The organism is Kribbella pittospori (assembly GCF_004331465.1).
GTDB lineage: Bacteria > Actinomycetota > Actinomycetes > Propionibacteriales > Kribbellaceae > Kribbella > Kribbella pittospori.
In genome coordinates, this window is record NZ_SJKB01000003.1 from 180495 (window position 1) to 196329 (window position 15835).

16 protein-coding genes are annotated in these 15835 nt (G+C 68.7%); 7 read left to right on the top strand and 9 right to left on the bottom strand.

Features of this window, described 5'->3' with window-relative positions:
- Positions 1–16 precede the first annotated feature (16 nt).
- A complete protein-coding gene (locus tag E0H73_RS11265) occupies positions 17–682 on the bottom strand; it encodes a response regulator (protein ID WP_131353689.1) in 666 nt (221 codons plus the stop codon).
- Positions 679–1809: a sensor histidine kinase gene (locus tag E0H73_RS11270; RefSeq protein WP_238163941.1), complete on the bottom strand. Its 1131-nt coding sequence runs from the start codon at positions 1807–1809 to the stop codon at positions 679–681. Before E0H73_RS11270 ends, E0H73_RS11265 begins: the two co-directional genes overlap by 4 nt.
- A gap of 168 nt (positions 1810–1977) precedes the next feature.
- Between E0H73_RS11270 and E0H73_RS11275 the strand changes: the two genes are divergently transcribed.
- Entirely contained in the window at positions 1978–2262 is a 285-nt protein-coding gene (locus tag E0H73_RS11275) for a DUF6069 family protein (protein WP_131353693.1), read from the top strand.
- A 16-nt stretch (positions 2263–2278) separates the two neighbouring features.
- Here E0H73_RS11275 and E0H73_RS11280 read toward each other — a convergent pair whose 3' ends face one another.
- Positions 2279–2983, bottom strand: coding sequence for a FadR/GntR family transcriptional regulator (locus E0H73_RS11280; protein WP_202867324.1), 705 nt, complete (start codon positions 2981–2983; stop codon positions 2279–2281).
- 125 nt (positions 2984–3108) lie between these two features.
- Here E0H73_RS11280 and E0H73_RS11285 point away from each other — a divergent pair, with 125 nt between their 5' ends.
- A complete protein-coding gene (locus tag E0H73_RS11285; protein WP_131353695.1) occupies positions 3109–4323 on the top strand; it encodes an alpha-hydroxy acid oxidase in 1215 nt (404 codons plus the stop codon).
- A 3-nt stretch (positions 4324–4326) separates the two neighbouring features.
- Here E0H73_RS11285 and E0H73_RS11290 read toward each other — a convergent pair whose 3' ends face one another.
- From E0H73_RS11290 to E0H73_RS11300, 3 genes are all read right to left on the bottom strand, one after another.
- Complete coding sequence (locus E0H73_RS11290; RefSeq protein ID WP_238163942.1) at positions 4327–5472, bottom strand: sensor histidine kinase; 1146 nt, start codon at positions 5470–5472, stop codon at positions 4327–4329.
- Positions 5473–5556: 84 nt separating this feature from the next.
- Positions 5557–6195, bottom strand: a complete 639-nt coding sequence (locus E0H73_RS11295; RefSeq protein WP_131353697.1) for a pyridoxamine 5'-phosphate oxidase family protein — start codon at positions 6193–6195, stop codon at positions 5557–5559.
- Positions 6195–7541, bottom strand: coding sequence for an MFS transporter (locus E0H73_RS11300; RefSeq protein WP_131353699.1), 1347 nt, complete (start codon positions 7539–7541; stop codon positions 6195–6197). The genes E0H73_RS11295 and E0H73_RS11300 overlap by 1 nt, the downstream gene beginning before the upstream one ends.
- Positions 7542–7696: 155 nt before the next feature.
- On the opposite strand from E0H73_RS11300, the gene E0H73_RS11305 reads away from it, so the two are divergent.
- Entirely contained in the window at positions 7697–8287 is a 591-nt protein-coding gene (locus E0H73_RS11305) for a hypothetical protein (protein ID WP_131353701.1), read from the top strand.
- Between the two features lie 381 nt (positions 8288–8668).
- Here E0H73_RS11305 and E0H73_RS11310 read toward each other — a convergent pair whose 3' ends face one another.
- Positions 8669–9313 carry an alpha-ketoglutarate-dependent dioxygenase AlkB gene (locus E0H73_RS11310; protein ID WP_131353703.1) on the bottom strand — a complete coding sequence of 215 codons (645 nt, stop codon included), beginning with the start codon at positions 9311–9313 and terminating at the stop codon, positions 8669–8671.
- Between the two features lie 111 nt (positions 9314–9424).
- Complete coding sequence (locus E0H73_RS11315; RefSeq protein WP_131353705.1) at positions 9425–11101, bottom strand: carboxylesterase/lipase family protein; 1677 nt, start codon at positions 11099–11101, stop codon at positions 9425–9427.
- A gap of 109 nt (positions 11102–11210) precedes the next feature.
- Between E0H73_RS11315 and E0H73_RS11320 the strand changes: the two genes are divergently transcribed.
- The 4 genes from E0H73_RS11320 (at position 11211) to E0H73_RS11335 (ending at position 15550) form a co-directional block, all read left to right on the top strand.
- Positions 11211–11954, top strand: a complete 744-nt coding sequence (locus E0H73_RS11320; protein WP_131353707.1) for a TetR/AcrR family transcriptional regulator — start codon at positions 11211–11213, stop codon at positions 11952–11954.
- A 69-nt stretch (positions 11955–12023) separates the two neighbouring features.
- Positions 12024–13388 (top strand): amidohydrolase, encoded by a 1365-nt coding sequence (locus E0H73_RS11325; RefSeq protein ID WP_131353709.1) that lies wholly within the window; start codon positions 12024–12026, stop codon positions 13386–13388.
- A gap of 199 nt (positions 13389–13587) precedes the next feature.
- Entirely contained in the window at positions 13588–14412 is an 825-nt protein-coding gene (locus tag E0H73_RS11330) for a dienelactone hydrolase family protein (RefSeq protein ID WP_131353711.1), read from the top strand.
- Between the two features lie 292 nt (positions 14413–14704).
- Positions 14705–15550 (top strand): hypothetical protein, encoded by an 846-nt coding sequence (locus tag E0H73_RS11335; RefSeq protein WP_131353713.1) that lies wholly within the window; start codon positions 14705–14707, stop codon positions 15548–15550.
- A 4-nt stretch (positions 15551–15554) separates the two neighbouring features.
- Here the strand turns inward: E0H73_RS11335 and E0H73_RS11340 are convergent, their stop codons facing one another.
- Positions 15555–15824 carry a hypothetical protein gene (locus tag E0H73_RS11340; RefSeq protein ID WP_238163943.1) on the bottom strand — a complete coding sequence of 90 codons (270 nt, stop codon included), beginning with the start codon at positions 15822–15824 and terminating at the stop codon, positions 15555–15557.
- Positions 15825–15835 lie beyond the last annotated feature (11 nt).

The following is a 15835-nucleotide window of genomic DNA, read 5'->3' on the forward strand; positions in this document are numbered from 1 at the left end:
AGGCCAAGCCGCTCCGTCAGGCGAGTCCGGCGTCGTGCGCGAGGAGGGCGATCTGGGTCCGGTTGCCGAGCTCGAGCTTGGTCAGGATGTGCGAGATGTGCGCCTTCACCGTCGCGAGGCTCATATACAGCTCGGTGGCGATCTGCGCGTTCGCCTTTCCTTGCGCGACCGCGAGCATCACGTCGTACTCCCGTGGTGACAGCCGCTCGAGCGCCTGCTGTGCCGTCGTGTGTGCGTCGGCCTGCGTGGCCGCGCGGTCCATCAGCCGCCGGGTGATCGCCGGCGACAGGATCGGGTCGCCCGCGGCCACCCGCCGTACGGCGTCGACGATCTGCGCCGGCGGGGTGTCCTTCAGCAGGAACCCGCTCGCCCCGGCGCGGAGCGCGTGCAGCACGTTCTCGTCGGTGTCGAAGGTCGTGAGTACGACGACCTCCGGCGGATTGGTCCTGGCCCGGAGCCGGCGGGTCGCGACGATGCCGTCCACCCGGGGCATCCGCAGATCCATCAGCACGATGTCCGGGAAGTGCGCGTCCACCGCGGCGGGTACCTCGTCTCCGTCGGCCGCCTGACCGACCACCGCGATCCCGTACGCCCCGTCGAGCATCATCTCCAGGCTGGCCCGGACGAGCGCGTCGTCGTCCACCACCAGCACGCGGATGGTCGCGTTCTCGGTCCCGGTCATGCAGGCCACGGTAGCGAGGCTTCGAGCCGGAACCCGCCGCCGGGCGCCCTTCCATGGTCGAGCGTGCCGCCGGCCAGATGGACCCGCTCGGTCAGACCGACCAACCCGGTCCCGCTGCCCGGGGTGAGCGACGTTCCGTTCGACGCCGGGTTGATCAGCTCGATCCGCAGGCCGTCGCCCGGCCCGCCGGCCACGGTCAGCCGGACCGGATGCCCGGCCGCGTGCTTGCGTGCGTTCGTGAGCCCTTCCTGCACGACTCGGTACGCCGTCCGTCCGGTTGCCGGAGGCAACGTCGTGGCGTCGGCGACATGGTCGTCGTACGAGACCGTCGTACCCGCCTCGCGGGACTCGGCCACCAGCGCGGGGAGATCGCCGAACGTCGGTTGCGGCCGCCCGCCGGGCAACTCGTCGATCTCGGTGTCGCGCAGCACGCTGATCACCTCCCGCAGTTCGTCGAGCGCCTGGTGGACGCCGGAGCGGATGACCCCGGCGGCCTTGGCGAGCTTCTCCGGCGACGAGTCCGGCCGGTACTCGAGGGCACCGGCGTACGTCGCCAGCAGGGACAACCGGTGTGCGAGGACGTCGTGCATCTCGCGGGCCATCTGGGTCCGCTCCAGAGTGCGCGCCTCGGCGACCCTGCGACCCTGCTCGGCCTCGGCGCGGTCGGCGCGCTCACGCAGGGAGTCGACGAGTTGCCGGTGGGCTTGGGTCCACTGGCCCCAGCCGAGCAGCGCGGCGTGGACGGCGACGTCGAGGATGGCGAACCACAGGTAGGTGATGTTGCCGTTGGGGCGCCAGAGCCCCTGGACGAGGTGGCCGGCGGTCCCGGCCAGCGCGACGAGGGCCGCCGTACGCAGCGGGAATCGTTGGGCAACGGTCAGTGTGCCGACAGTCGACGGGGGAGTGGCGGCGGGGGAGAGGGTGGCAAGTACGGCCAGGCCGACCGCGGTGGACAGCGGCCGTCGGGGCAGCAACAGGAGGAGTCCGGTCGAGACGATCCCGACGATGATGTCGAGCGGTAGCCATTGCGTGTCGTCGGTGCTGGCGACCCGGCCGTAGATGGTCGCGGCCGACAGGACTCCGACAACGGCCACGCCGACCAGGAACGCCCACCGATTCCGCCTCACCGGCGCACAAACCTCCATGCCGTTGACCCTAGGGCGGCCTCCGGTTCCTCACCACCGACCAAAGTCGATCCCTTCCAGACTTCGGGCCACCCCACCCGAGCCCCGCGGCCGATGCCGGTACGCGCCGCCCTCAGCCACCGTGATCCCACCACCAACCACGGAGGCACCATGGCAACCAACCTCACCCAACCAGACATCAAGCAGATTCGTGTTACCGGTCGCAGCCGGCTCTTGGTCGTTGGAGTAACAGCGGCGGCCGCTCTGGCGCTGTGGGCGATCCTGGCTCCACTCGCCGGCATCACCCTGGAAGCACAGCAGGGAGCCCTGATGCACATCGGCGCCGGAGCGGTCTTCTTCGCCTCGGCCGCGATGGCCTTCGCGGGCTCGGCCTTGCCTCACTCCACTTTGTGGTCGGCGCGGCGATCATCCTCGGCCTGCGTCGCACCGCTTTGACCGCGCAGGAACGCTGCTAAGGGGTCTGCAGCTGGGCGGCCTGGTAGAAGCCTCGGATATGCGCGGTCACCAAGTCGGCCGCGCCCTCCGGCTCACCCGCCCGGATCGCCGCCACGATCGCGCGGTGCTCGCCCCGCAGCGTGACGGCCATCGCCTCCCAGTCCGGCAGATTGGGTACGGCGGCCAGCACGTACCCATGAATCGCGGACCGCAACGACGCCATCACCGCGGCGATCAACACGTTCCCCGCCAGCCCGGACAGCGCCACATGGAACTCCGCGTCGAGCAGATGGAACTCCTCCGGCGACAAGCCATCGGCGTCCATCCGGTCCAGCAAGTCATCGGCGACCTTCAACTCGGCCGCGTCCAGCCCTGGCGCACGCCCGGCGGCCTCCCGCGCGGACCACGACTCCAGCAGGATCCGGGTCTGTACGACGTCGCTCATCGGCAGGTGATTTGTTGCCAGGTGCAACCGCAGTACGGCGGTCAGCGGCGACACCGGCTCCGCGACGATCACCGCACCGGCCTCCGGACCGGATCCGGTCGCCGTCCGCACCACGCCCATCGCCTCGAGCACCCGGACGGCCTCACGCACCGACGGCCGGCTGATGCCGAGCTGCTCGGCCAGCGTCCGTTCACCGGGCAGCCGTCCGCCGATCCGCAACCGGCCGGCGGCCAGGTCGGCCTCGACCCGGTGCAGCACCAGTTCGTAGTTCTTCACGCGACAACCCCCGCCTCGGTTGTGGGCGACTCTACCTGTGTGGTCGGACCACAGGCTATGCTGTGGTCCGACCACACGATCAGGTGCGCCTGGTCGTCCGCCGAACCGGCCGTTCCGGAGTTCTGATGACCGATCGACAGCTGCCCAAATGGTCCGAGCTGAAGCCTCTGCTGCGGCCGAAGCCGATCACGGTGAACGCAACCGACCGCCGGCTGGAGAAGGCGCTCACCATCGCGGACCTGCGGACGATCGCCAGGCGGCGGACGCCGCGGTCGGTGTTCGACTACACCGACGGTGCCGCCGAGGCGGAGATCAGCCTGCGCCGCGCGCGCCGGCTGTTCGCGGAGATGGAACTGCAGCCGTCGATCCTGCGGGACGTGTCCGACATCGACCTCGGGACGTCGATCCTGGGCGGGCGCTCCGAGCTGCCGTTCGCGTTCGCGCCGACCGGGTTCACCCGGATGATGAACCACGAGGGCGAGAGCGCGGTCGTCAAGGTCGCCGAGGAGATCGGCATCCCGTACGCGCTGTCGACCATGGGCACCACCTCGATCGAGGACGTCGCCGCGGCCGCTCCGGACGCGCGGAAGTGGTTCCAGCTGTACGTGTGGAAGGACCGCGACGCCGGTGAGGACCTGGTGAAGCGTTCGGCCGCCGCGGGGTACGAGGCCTTGATGCTGACGGTCGACGTGCCGGTCGCCGGTGCGCGGCTGCGCGACGTACGCAACGGCTTCACCATCCCGCCCCAGCTGACGGCGAAGACTGTGCTGGACGCGTCGCTGCACCCGGCGTGGTGGGCCAACCTGCTGACCACGCGGCCGCTGACGTTCGCGTCGCTGTCCACCTGGGACGGCACGGTCGCTGAGCTGCTGGACAAGCTGTTCGACCCGACGATGACCATCGACGACCTCAACTGGCTGCGCTCGATCTGGGACGGCCCGCTGATCGTCAAGGGCATCCAGACAGTCGACGACGCCCGCCGGGTGGTCGATGCCGGCGCGGACGCGATCGTGCTGTCCAATCACGGCGGCCGGCAGCTCGACCGGGCTCCGACACCGCTGCGCATCCTCCCGGACGTTCGCAAGGCAGTGGGCAGTGACGCCGAGGTATACCTCGACACCGGCATCATGTCCGGCGCAGACATCGTGGCCGCGATCGCTCTGGGTGCGGACGCGTGTCTGGTCGGCCGTGCGTACCTCTACGGCCTGATGGCCGGCGGCCAGCGGGGTGTGGCGCGTGCTGCGGAGATCCTGACCAAGGAGGTCCGTCGCACGATGGCGCTGCTCGGCGTCTCGCAGGTGGCGGACCTCAACCCGTCACACGTCCGCCTGCCGGAGTAGGCGCTACAGCGGCAGGTTGGCGATGATGCGCAGGCCGCCCGTCGGTGTGCGGGTGGCCGTGAGTGTCCCGCCGAGGGCAGTGGCTCGCTCACGCATGCCGATGATGCCGTTGCCTTCCTTCGGCGCGCCTGCGAGGGACTGACCGTCGTCGTCGACCTGCAGTACGAGCGACTGTTCGCCGTACTGGATGCGGACGGTCGCCTCGCTCGCCTTGGCGTGCCGGACGATGTTGGTGAGCGACTCCTGGATGATGCGGAATGCGGCCCGGTCCAGTCCGGTCGGGAGCGGATGCGGGTCGCCGTGGACGACGGTGTGTACCTCGAGCCCGGCCATCGACGTCCGGTTGACCAGATGCTCGAGCCGCTCGAGTCCCGCGACCGGTTGACGTGGTGCGGTCTCGTCGGACTGCCGCAGGATTCCGACGATCGAGCGCAGCTCCACCAGGGCTTCCTTGCTGGCGTCCTTGATCGCTGACAGCGCCGGTCCGGCCTGTTCGGGCTGCCGGTCGACCAGATGCAGGGCGGTCGAGGCCTGCACGTTGATCAGCGAGATGTGGTGCGCCACAACGTCGTGCAGCTCCTGTGCGATCCGCAGCCGTTCCTCACCGGCCTTGCGTAGTTCGGCCTCCCGCCGGGTCCGGGCCGCAGCCATGACGCGGTCGCGGTGCGCGCGGAAGAGCTCGGCGATGAACCCGAGTACGACGAAGCAGGTGGCGACGAGGAGAACCTGGTACACACCGTCCTCGTTGATCCCGAGGATCAACCGGCCGAGCAGATGTCCGACGTACAAGGTGATGAGGCCGGTCCAGCCGGCCAGCCGGTAACCGCGCCGGATCACGCTGAAGACCGCGATCACGAACGCGAAGATCACCGGGCCGTACGCGTACTGCATCAGCATGTAGACGAGCGTCGAGCCGACCGTTGCCCACAGCACCGGGATCGGCCGCGTCTGCAGCCAGTACAGCGACACCGTCCCGATCAGCACCAGCACGACCATGAACCAGTCGGCGGCCCGGCGATCCGGCTCGCCCCGGGACGCGCCGAGCGAGCCCACCACGCCGATCAAGGAGAGCACCAGCGGCAACGCGATACGCCGCACCCGGGCCATGGCGGTGGGTGCGGTTCCGGTTGTCGGCGTAGTCGTGCTCACAGTACGAAACCGTACGGGGCCGCGCGGTCAGGTGTCATCGTCGCCACGGAGTACTTCGTTCTGCTCCGCCCGGAGTATCCGGAGTCAGTACTTGACTTGGTAGATCTTCTCCTCGTACGCCTTGCCGTAGTACTCCTCCAGCTCGGCCAGGTCGGTGTCCGTCCGCTCCAGGGTCTTCGAGATGGTGGCGCGGTTCGCCATCGCGGTCGGGTCCCAGGTCTCGGGCTTCCACAACTGCGAGCGCAGGAACGCCTTCGAGCAGTGATGGAAGACCTCCTCGATCTCCACCAGCAGCGCGAGCTGCGGCCGGTTGCCCTTGACGATCATCTCGTCGAAGAACGGCGCCTCGCGCACGATCCGGGCCCGGCCGTTGATCCGGAGCGTGTCACCGCGGCCGGGGATGAAGTAGACCAGGCCGACGTGCGGGTTGGACAGGATGTTGGTGAAGCCGTCGACCCGCCGGTTGCCGGCGCGCTCGGGGATCGCGATCGTGCTGTCGTCGAAGATCTTGGTGAACCCGGCCGGGTCGCCCTTCGGCGAGACGTCGCAGCTGCCGTCGGCCGCGGACGTCGCGATCAGGCAGAACGGCGAGACCGACAGCCACTGCCGGTCGAGCTCGTGGAGCTCCTTGCGGGTCTTGTTGGCGGCGGCGCCGAGCGGCTGCGGGACCACGCTGCGCAGCTCGTCGTACGTCGTGATCTCGACCAGTCCGGGGATGTCCATCAGACGGCGTTCTCCTCTACCGGCAACGGCTGGTCCGCCTCGCTGACGGTCCTCGTCCGTGCGGCCCATCGTACGGCGGGACCAGTTGCGCAACTGGTCCCCAGGAACAGTGCTCCGACAGCGATCCAGCCGATCGGACCCCATCCGAGGACCACGGTTGTCAGCAGTGCCGGACCGAGCATCCGGGCGATCGCGGGGCCGGTGCCGAAGAAGCCCTGGTACTGCCCCTGCTTGTCGGCCGGCGCCAGTCCGAAGCTGATCTCCCACGCCCCGGACGCCAGCTTCATCTCGCCGAGCGTCAGGAGTGCGGCTGCGACGACCAGGACGACGGCTGCGGTCCAAGCGGCCATCTTGGCGGCGGAGATGGCGAACACCGCGCAAGCGGCCAGCATCGCGACTCCGGCGTACCGGACCGAGCGGGTGGCGGTGCGCAGGTCCCGCACGCTGCGGGCGATCCGCACCTGGAAGAACGTGACTCCGAGCGTGTTGACGATCAGCAGCGAGGCGACCACCCAGTCCGGTGCGTCTGTGTGCGAGACGATCCACAGCGGTGCCACCAGGCTGAGCAGCGGCATGAACAGCAGCATGATCGAGTTCAGCAGCGCGAGGACGGCGTACGGGCGGTCGTGCAGTACTGCGAGACGCGGCTCGCCCATCACGCGCACTGTGACCGCCACTGATGGGACGCGGTGAAGGAGACGGGCCGCGATCAGGAAGCTGAGTGCGTCCAGCGCGAAGACCGTCAGGTACGCCGTTGAGGTATCGAAGCGGAGCGCGATCCCGCCGAGTGCGGCGCCTACTGCGAGTCCGGCATTGACTGTGGACTGCAGGAAGGCCCGGATGCGGGTGCGCTCGGCCGGCGTGACCAAACCGGCGAGGAGTGCCTGCCGGGCGGCGGTGAGACCGGTCTGGCTGCAGGCGTAGACGATCGCGGCGACCAGGAACAGGGCGAAGCTGCGGACGAAGAGGAACGAGGCGACCGAGGTTGCGGTCGTCAGGGCGAGCAGGACGGCTGTGCCGCGAGGGCCTCGGCGGTCGGCGAGGTTGCCGAGCGGGACACCGGTGAGGAAGCCGACCAGCCAGGCGATCGTGAGGCCGAGGCCGACCTCGGCGGTCGACAACCCGACGACCCGGGTGAAGAAGAGCGCCGACGTGACGATGAACGCCCCGTCACCGACCGAGTTGGCCAACTGCGCCATCGCGAGATCGCGAGGAGCTCCAGCCGGCGGCAAGATGCTCCCGGCGCCGCTGCTGCGGCGTGTGCCGCCGCGCCCGCTGCGGATGGTGCTGCGTTCGCCGCGGATGCTCCCACGCCCGCTGCGGATGCGGTCTGTCGTGATGCTCATCGGAGTCTCCCTCGGCTCGGTCTGCTTCGAGCCTAGAGCACAGCGGCCCAGCAGGCAGATCCACTTCAAGCCGCCTGTGATGGGCCATTTGCGCATCGAGAAATTGCTCTGTGGATAACTCTCTACGGCCGTCGGAACGACGGCACTTTCTAGGTATGAGCTTCAACAACCTCCCACCCACGTGGACCACCCAGCCCCTGTCCGACCCCGCCCGCGCCGCCGACGTCGTCGACCTCATGGTCACCCTCGGCGACCGCCGCCGCGGCACCTTCACCGTCCTCCTCTGCGACCCCGACAACCACTACCGAGCAGCCCTAACCCTCGACCTCCCCGAAGACTTCGCAGCCCCACTCGAGCACCCCACCCCGCTGCGAGATGTCGACCAGCACCACGACAACGCTGCAACCGCCGGCGCCCCACATCACCACCGCGCCGGGACTGCCGACGCCCCACATCACCGCCGCGCCGGGACTGCCGACGCCCCACATCACCGCCGCGCCGGGACTGCCGGTGCCTGCTCATCAGCCCTGGACCCGATCCTGCCCGCGGTCCGAACAGCGCCAGGCACAGGTCTCATCCTGGCCCTGGGCCGCCCAGGACCGCCGTTCCAGCCGGAGGTCGACACCGAATGGGCCGAAGCAGCCACCCGCATCTGCCAAGCCGCCGACGTCCGCCTCCTCGGCTTCTACGTAGCCTCCGCCAACCACGTCTACCAACCCCAACTCCAAACCCGCGCGGCAGCCTGACCACTCCGCACCCATCCACAGCCCCAGCCGGACCAACCGCCCGGCCCCCACCCACGGCTGCCTGATCACCCACACGCCCCATCCACAGCCGCAGACGACCGGTCACTGCACGCCCCGCATCCCCAACCGATCACCGACGACCACCGCCCGAGGGGTCACGGCACACCCCGGCCCCCAACTGGTTCACCAGAGCCGGACCGGTCGTGGCGCGCACCGCCCACCTCCGACGGGTCAGCGCGCACCACCCAACCTCGACGGGTTACCGCCCGCCGCGGCCACCCGACCGGTCATCGCCCGCTGACCGGACGCCGCACTGCTCACGACTCGCGGGCACGCACTGCGCGGGCGGGCGGGTCCACTGCACGCCCCAAGCCCGACGGGTCAGCGGACGCCTCGGGGGCGGAATTGGATGCTGATTCGGGGGCCAATCCGACCGGACGCCTTGGGGATTGCATGTTCCCAGGTGCGTTGACACGAACCACCCATCACGATGAGGTCCCCATGCCCGAGCGGATAACGCACCGTCGAACCCACCGGCCCACTCGACCCACCAGGCCGGGGCCGCAACGCCAGCACGCGCGGCTCACCGACCGACAGGATCGCGACCATCGTGTCCTCGTGGTTCCCGCGCCCGATCCGATCCCCATGCCAAGCGACGCTGTCCCGCCCGTCCCGGTAGAAACACAACCCCGCCGTCCGGAACGGCTCGCCCAACTCGTCCGCATAGTGCTCACTCAGCAGATCCCGAGCCTCGTCCAGGATCGGCACCGGAAGCTCCTCGTTCTCCCCGTAGAAGCACAACAGCCGCGGTACGTCGACCACCCGGTCGTACATCTGCCGCCGCTCCGCCTGCCACGGCACATCTCGCGCCAACCGCTCGTACACCTGGTCGGCCCCGGTCAACCACCGCGGCAACACATCGATCCACGCCCCAAGCCCCAGCTCCGTCCGCCCGACCCCCGCCAGCGAACCCAGCGCAGGATCCTCGAACGCATCCAGCAACGACCCTTGAAGCCCAGCAGCCATGACCCCCACCATACCCGAGATTCGAACATATGTTCCCATAAATCCTCGGAACGATGTCTTTCACGGGGTCGACGAAGATCAGGCGCTGTGCAGCTGTGGTCATGGATCAGGTCAGGAGCCTATTGAGCTCCAGAAGGCGCACTGGTGTTCCTGGGCCAGGTCGGCTGAGGCGATTCTTGGCGTGGCGAGTGACTGGACGTGGTCCTTGTTCTGGAACGGCTGCCACCGTGGCTGACCCGGACTGTTCGGGTTCCCGGTGTGCGCGAACTGCGTCCAGTAGCGCATCATCGTCGCGGAGAGTTGTTCCTGCGCGGGTGTGCTCGGGCCGGGGAGTTGCTCGTCGGCGAAGAGGTACTGCAGTTCGGCGCCGTGGAACGCGCCGGTCGGGAAGTTGGGTTTCGGGAGTGTGCTGAACCACGGAGCAGTCTCGTCGGCGAACTCGTAGGCATACAGCGGTGTCTGCGCGGCGAGTACGCGATCTCGATCGAGGACCGGGCAGCCCCACGCCCAGTCGGTGACGACGGTCGACAATGCCTCGCCGGCGGAACGGAACTGTTCGACGGGATAGCGGGCCAGGACCCGTTCGGCGTCCGACGGGTCGAACAGCGTGTGGATTTCTTCGCGGTAGCTGGCCGGAGTCGTCACCTGACCGGTTGCAGTTTCGATGGCCGCGGTGAACAGGCGGTGCTCGTCCCGCGTGGTCCCCTGGATGATCGGTACGTGGCTGAAGCGGCCGGTTGCGAAGGCGCGATCCGGGCTGAGAGGCAGCACGCCACCACCAACGGTGGGTCCTGATCCGACCCCGACGTCAGACAACTTGGCGAGTTCGTCCGTAGGTTTGGCCCGCAGGCAGGCCGCAGCGGTACGCAGGTCGGAGCAGCCGACCTTGGCCGCGACCTCGAGCCCGTGCTGCTCGCGCTCGGACCGTGGCAGCGGAAACCAGGTCGGCGGTCCGGGCGACCACTTCTGCCCGGTGCATTGAGCGCTCTGCAGGATCGCCTTGTCGAACAGTCCTGCGGATCCTGGTGCGACCAGATGAGAGCAGACGCTGGTGCCTCCAGCGGATTCACCGAAGATTGTGACGTTGCCCGGATCGCCGCCGAACGCCGCCGCGTTGCGCTGGACCCACCGCAACGCAGCCTGCTGATCCTCGACGCCGAAGTTCCCCGAGAGTTGCCGAGCTCCGCCGTGGTCGAGCGCCGGATGGGCGAGGAAGCCGAAGATGCCCAGCCGGTAGTTGGGGCTGACGACAATGACCTGGCCGCTGTCCGCCAGCTGCTGTGCGTCGTACAGGCTGCCGGCTCCACTGATGAAGCCGTTGCCGTGGATCCAGACCATGACCGGCAACTTGTGTGCGCCGCTGTCGCGTGGCGTGGCGACGTTGAGGTAGAGACAGTCCTCGGTACTGCTGGCCGCGTCGATCAGCCCTTCGGCCTGGGCACAGCGATTCCCGGGCTTGGTGGCGTCCCGGATGCCATGCCATGACGCGGCCCGTTGCGGCGATGCCCAGCGGAGCTCGCCGACCGGCGGTGCGGCGTACGGAATTCCCTGGAAGAGCCGAGCATCCGCCGTAAGCGTGCCGCGTACTGCCCCGGCGTCCGTCGAGACCACGGTGTTCGCCGGAGACTCCGGCGTACCGCGGCTGCTCGTCGCGGCTTCGGCCGCTCCGCCACAGGCCGCCGCCGAGCTCGAGAGCAACGCCGCGGTCAGCAGCACTCCGAGCCGGCGAGAAAGGCCGAATCGCGGTCGTCGCCGCCCCGGTCCGTCGTGGTGATCCTGCTGTCCCATAGCGCGCTCGCATCCTCAGCTGTATTTGTGTGTGGTCCCCACTAATATAAAGTGTAAGGTACACACGAAGTTAAACACCGAGTTTCGCGGGGTGTGAGGAGCCGACCTGATGCCGTTGACCGACGATGCGCACCTGCCACCGGGGCTCGTGCTGGCGTGGGGCCTGCCCGCCAAGGCGAACAAACTCGGCCGGAAGCCGACGCAGAGCGTCGAGCAGATCGTCGACGCAGCCCTCGAGCTGGCCGATGCCGACGGGTTCGCGGCGTTGTCGATGCCCAAGATCGCCCAGAAGCTCGGGCTGACCGCCAACGCGATCTACAGGTACGTCAGGTCCCGCGACGAGCTGTTGGTACTGCTCGGTGAAGCAGCCTGGGGTCCGGCGCCGGACCGGGTCGCCGACGCACCGGACTGGCGAGCCGCAGCGACCATCTGGACGCAAGCGATGGTCGATCGGTGCGACGTCCACCCCTGGCTCTGCGATCTTCCCATCCGCGGAGCGCCGGTGACGCCGAACCTGCTCGGCTGGGCAGAGACGATCCTGAAGGTGCTCACCGGCGCCGGCCTGAGTCCCAGCGAAAGCCTGTCGTGCGCGTTGCTGCTGGACGGTTATGCCCGGCGGATTGCCAGCGCGCGTCGCGATGTCCGCGACAGCACCACCACCTCCGTCGAGCCGGCCGCGGTGACACGATTCCTCGAACCTCGCCTGCACGAACTCGGATACGAGATCCTGGCCACCCTGATGGCCGGCAACCAGTACACCAACGAGATCCACGGCACCGACGTCACCTTCGGCCTCGACCGAATCCTCGACGGCATCGACGTACTGATCGCCCAGAAGCAGCAGACGGTGTGATTGGCCTGGCCATCGACAAGACTCTGGTACGACGGGATGAAGGGACGACGGCGATCGGGTGGAGGGCTGATGGGCCGGCTGGTGATTCGGAATGTGTCGGTGCTGGTGGTTCCTGAGGTGGGGGAGTGCCGGATCGACGAGTTTCAGGATCTGCATGTTCACGACGACCGGATCACGGCTGTCGCCCCGACCGGAGCCGACCCGGAAGTCGGGTTGGAGGAGGACGGGGGTGGGCTGGGGGAGGTGGAGGTGATCGACGGGACGGGGTTGCTGGCTGTGCCGGGGTTGGTGAACTCGCATACGCACAGTCCGATGGTGATGATGCGCGGTGCGGCCGAGGACGTGTCGATCGATGACTGGTTCAACCAACGGATCTGGCCGATGGAGGTGAATCTGACGCCGGAGCGCGTGCGCGTAGGCGCGCGGCTGGCGTGTGCGGAGATGTTGCTGGCCGGCGTGACCACGTTCGTCGACCACTACTTCCACGCCGACCAGATCGCGCAGGCCGCCCTCGAGTCCGGCATTCGCGCCGACCTTGCCCCGACGTACTTCTCCTCGACCGGCCCGGAGGCCATCGAAGCCGCCATTGCGACCACCCGCGAGCTCAGCACCCTCGACCCGCGCATCACCGCCAGCCTCGGCCCACACGCGACGTACACGGTGACGGATGAGGATCTTCGTCGTACGGCGGACGTCGCACGAGCTGAGGGGTTCCGGATCCACCTGCACGCGGCCGAAACCGAGGAGCAGACCCGTTCGTCGGTGGACCGCCTCGGTGTCACGCCGATGGAGGTCCTCGACCGCACCGGCGTGCTGGAGGCCGGTGCTCTGATCGCGCACGGTTGCGGCATCCGGGAGTCCGACCTCCCGATCCTCGAGCGCCATGCCGATCGCATCGCGGTCGCCAGTTGCCCGAAGGTGTACCTGAAGCTCGCGATGGGTTCGGTGACACCGATCCGAGGCCTGCAGTCGATCGGCGTGCCGGTCGGCGTCGGCACCGACGGAGCCGCCGTTCACAACACGCTCGACGTCTGGGAGTCGTTGCGGATGGTCGCCCTCACCCAGAAGCAACGCGAACAAGACGCCGAGTGGATGACCGTCTCCGACACTCTCCGCCTGGCCACGCGGGGTGGCGCCAAGGCGGCCGGACTCACCGACACGATCGGCGCTCTCGAACCGGGACGCCAAGCCGATATCGCCCTGCTCGACCTCTCCGGCCCGCATTGCCAACCGCTCCACGACCCCCGAGCAGCCCTCGTCTACTCCGTGAGAGCCTCCGACGTCGTCACCGTCCTCGTCGCCGGCCAGGTCGTCGTACGCGACCGCCAGCTCACGACCCTCGACCTCGACGATGTCCTCGCCGAAGCTCGGGACCTGGCCCACACCCTCGTGGACCTGTCGAAGGGCGGCGCCGTCCAGCACTACGCCCCCTGAACAGCACGCCCCCGGCCAACGAGCCGGGCGTGCTGCCCGTCAGCCCCCCAAGGGTCTCAGAGTGACATTCGCCGGAAATACGACAGAGCGTCGGCGCTCAGCGCCTGCCGGAGCGGATGTCACAAGCTGCAGCGCGCTGAACGACAGGTTGTCGCCGCTTGCGCACTCTAAGCTTTGGGGACGACTTCGAGGAGGCGTGATGGCGGCATCGAGCTCCGATCTGTCCGGCTGGCGGCGAGGACCGTTCACCGGCGCCGGACTGACCTACGACTGCTTCGAGAACGGGTCCGGTCCAGGAGTCGTACTGATCCCCGAGATCCCGGGACTCACGCCCGAGGTCCAGGCCTTCGGTGAGCACCTGGTCGCCGCCGGGTTCACCGTCGTCATCCCGTCGCCGTTCGGTACGCCGGGACGCGGCCCGAGCATGGGCTACACGCTGAGGACGGTCGCGCGCCTGTGCGTGTCCAAGGAGTTCCGGGCGTTCGCGACGGACGCGGAACGGCCGATCACGAAGTACCTGCGGGCCGTTGCCGCCGACCTGGCCACCCGGACGCCGGGCCGAGGGGTGGGCGTGATCGGGATGTGCTTCACCGGCGGGTTCGCCCTGGCCGCAGCCGTCGAGGAGTCGGTGGTGGCGCCGGTCCTCAGCCAGCCGTCGGTGCCGTTCCCGGTGACGCGCACGATGCGCCAGGACCCGGGCCTGTCCCGGCGGGAGTTCGAGATCGTCAAGGAACGGACGCGGAACGATGGACTCTGCGTGCTGGGTCTGCGGTTCAGCAAGGACCGGGGGGCGCCGCCGGAGCGCTTCGCCACCCTCCGCGCGGAGCTCGGTGACGCGTTCGAGGTGATCGAGCTCGACTCCGGCCCGGGCAATCCGGACGGCTTCAAGAGCACGGCCCACGCGGTCGTGACCCACGAGGTGCGGGAGGACCCGCCGAATGCGGCGTACCGGGCGCGGGCCCGGGCGGTCGAGTTTCTCCGCGAACACCTTGTAAAGCAAGGCGAAACTCAACCGAACGATTGAACTCTGTGGTAACCAGGCGGTCCGTCACAGCGTGCCGAGTAGCTATGACCGTCGGTGCCGAAATGTTAAAGCGGTGTGGAGGAATACGCAGCGTGTGAGTATCCCGACTCCGGGTGGGGAAACATACCGAAATCTGGGGTGGATCGTTGCGTTGTGAAAGGGAGGGGGAGCAGTGGGTGACGCTCGGTGATTTCCTCTGGTATCAAGCGCGGGGGACATGGCACGATCGGCCCCCGGAGGCACATCAGGGGGCAGGCATGGCGATGGCCACGCACTTGAAGAGTGAGGCTGTATGAACGGGCGGACAGCACAGGACAGCCGGCTCCCGGTCAACGGGACGGCGGCGGCTAACGGGACCAACGGTCACGGCCCGCAGCCGCAAGCTCCACTCGGCCACCTGCCGGCGGACGAAGGGGCCGGCGAGCAGAAAGCTCCCGCGGAGCATCGCGACCACAAGAAGCGCGGCCGCGGCAAGTCCCAGGACAACGCTCCGGCACGCGATGCCGGTGCGCGACCCGGCAACGCCGCAGGCGGGCCCGAGCCTGGTCCTCAGGCAGGCCCACAGAACGGGTCCCCGAACGGTCCAGCGAACGGCGCCGGTCCCGAGCAGGTGCATTGGTCCCAGCGGCCGAGCACGCGGGTGAACGGTACGCCGCTGGGCGAGTTCAACACTCCGGTCCGCGTCGACGAGATCGCGGTCGCGGCGATGGCCCTGTCCGAGAACCTGCAGGCCGCCACCCGCGGCATGCCCGAGTCCGTCGAGTTGCGCCGGTTCCGGCGTGAGCTCGACCAGGCCGCCAGCACGTTCCGCACGATCGCGGGCGAGCTCGAGGCGACCGCCGGCAGTCTCGTCCGCCTGGCAGCGAACGAGGCCCAGGCGTGCGGCGTCGGCTGGGGCGTCTGCCCCGAGCACGGCCTGACGCTGATGAACGTCGGCGACACCGTCACCTGCCACATCCTCGGCTGCCACCGGCAGAACGAGGGCGCGGTAGAGCGCTGCCAGCACCCGGTGGCCTACCGCGTCGTGGACGCGGCCGGCCCGTCGCTGCTGACCTGCGCCGGCCACGCCATCGCCTGCCGTCTCTACCTCGACAACCCGGTCATCACCGCCGCAACGGACAGCATGGAGCTGTTCTAGACCCTCAGGCCGGCCACGGCTGGGCGGGCCGGGTTGCCGTCACGGGCGCCTGGCCCTTGAACATTCGGCCGCCGTCGTTGGTCAACCGCAGGTAGTAGTCCGACGTACACGCCGTACCGTCCTCGTCGAGGGCGCGGATCCCGGAGCCGGCCGGAACCCAGGCACCGCTCTCGGCGGTCTTCGCGATCTGGTTGCCCTCGCTGTACTCGTCGAACATCGTGATGTAGAGACCCTGCACCCCGACGCGGGTGAGGTTGTAGAACTGGCGCCACATCAGGTCGCCAT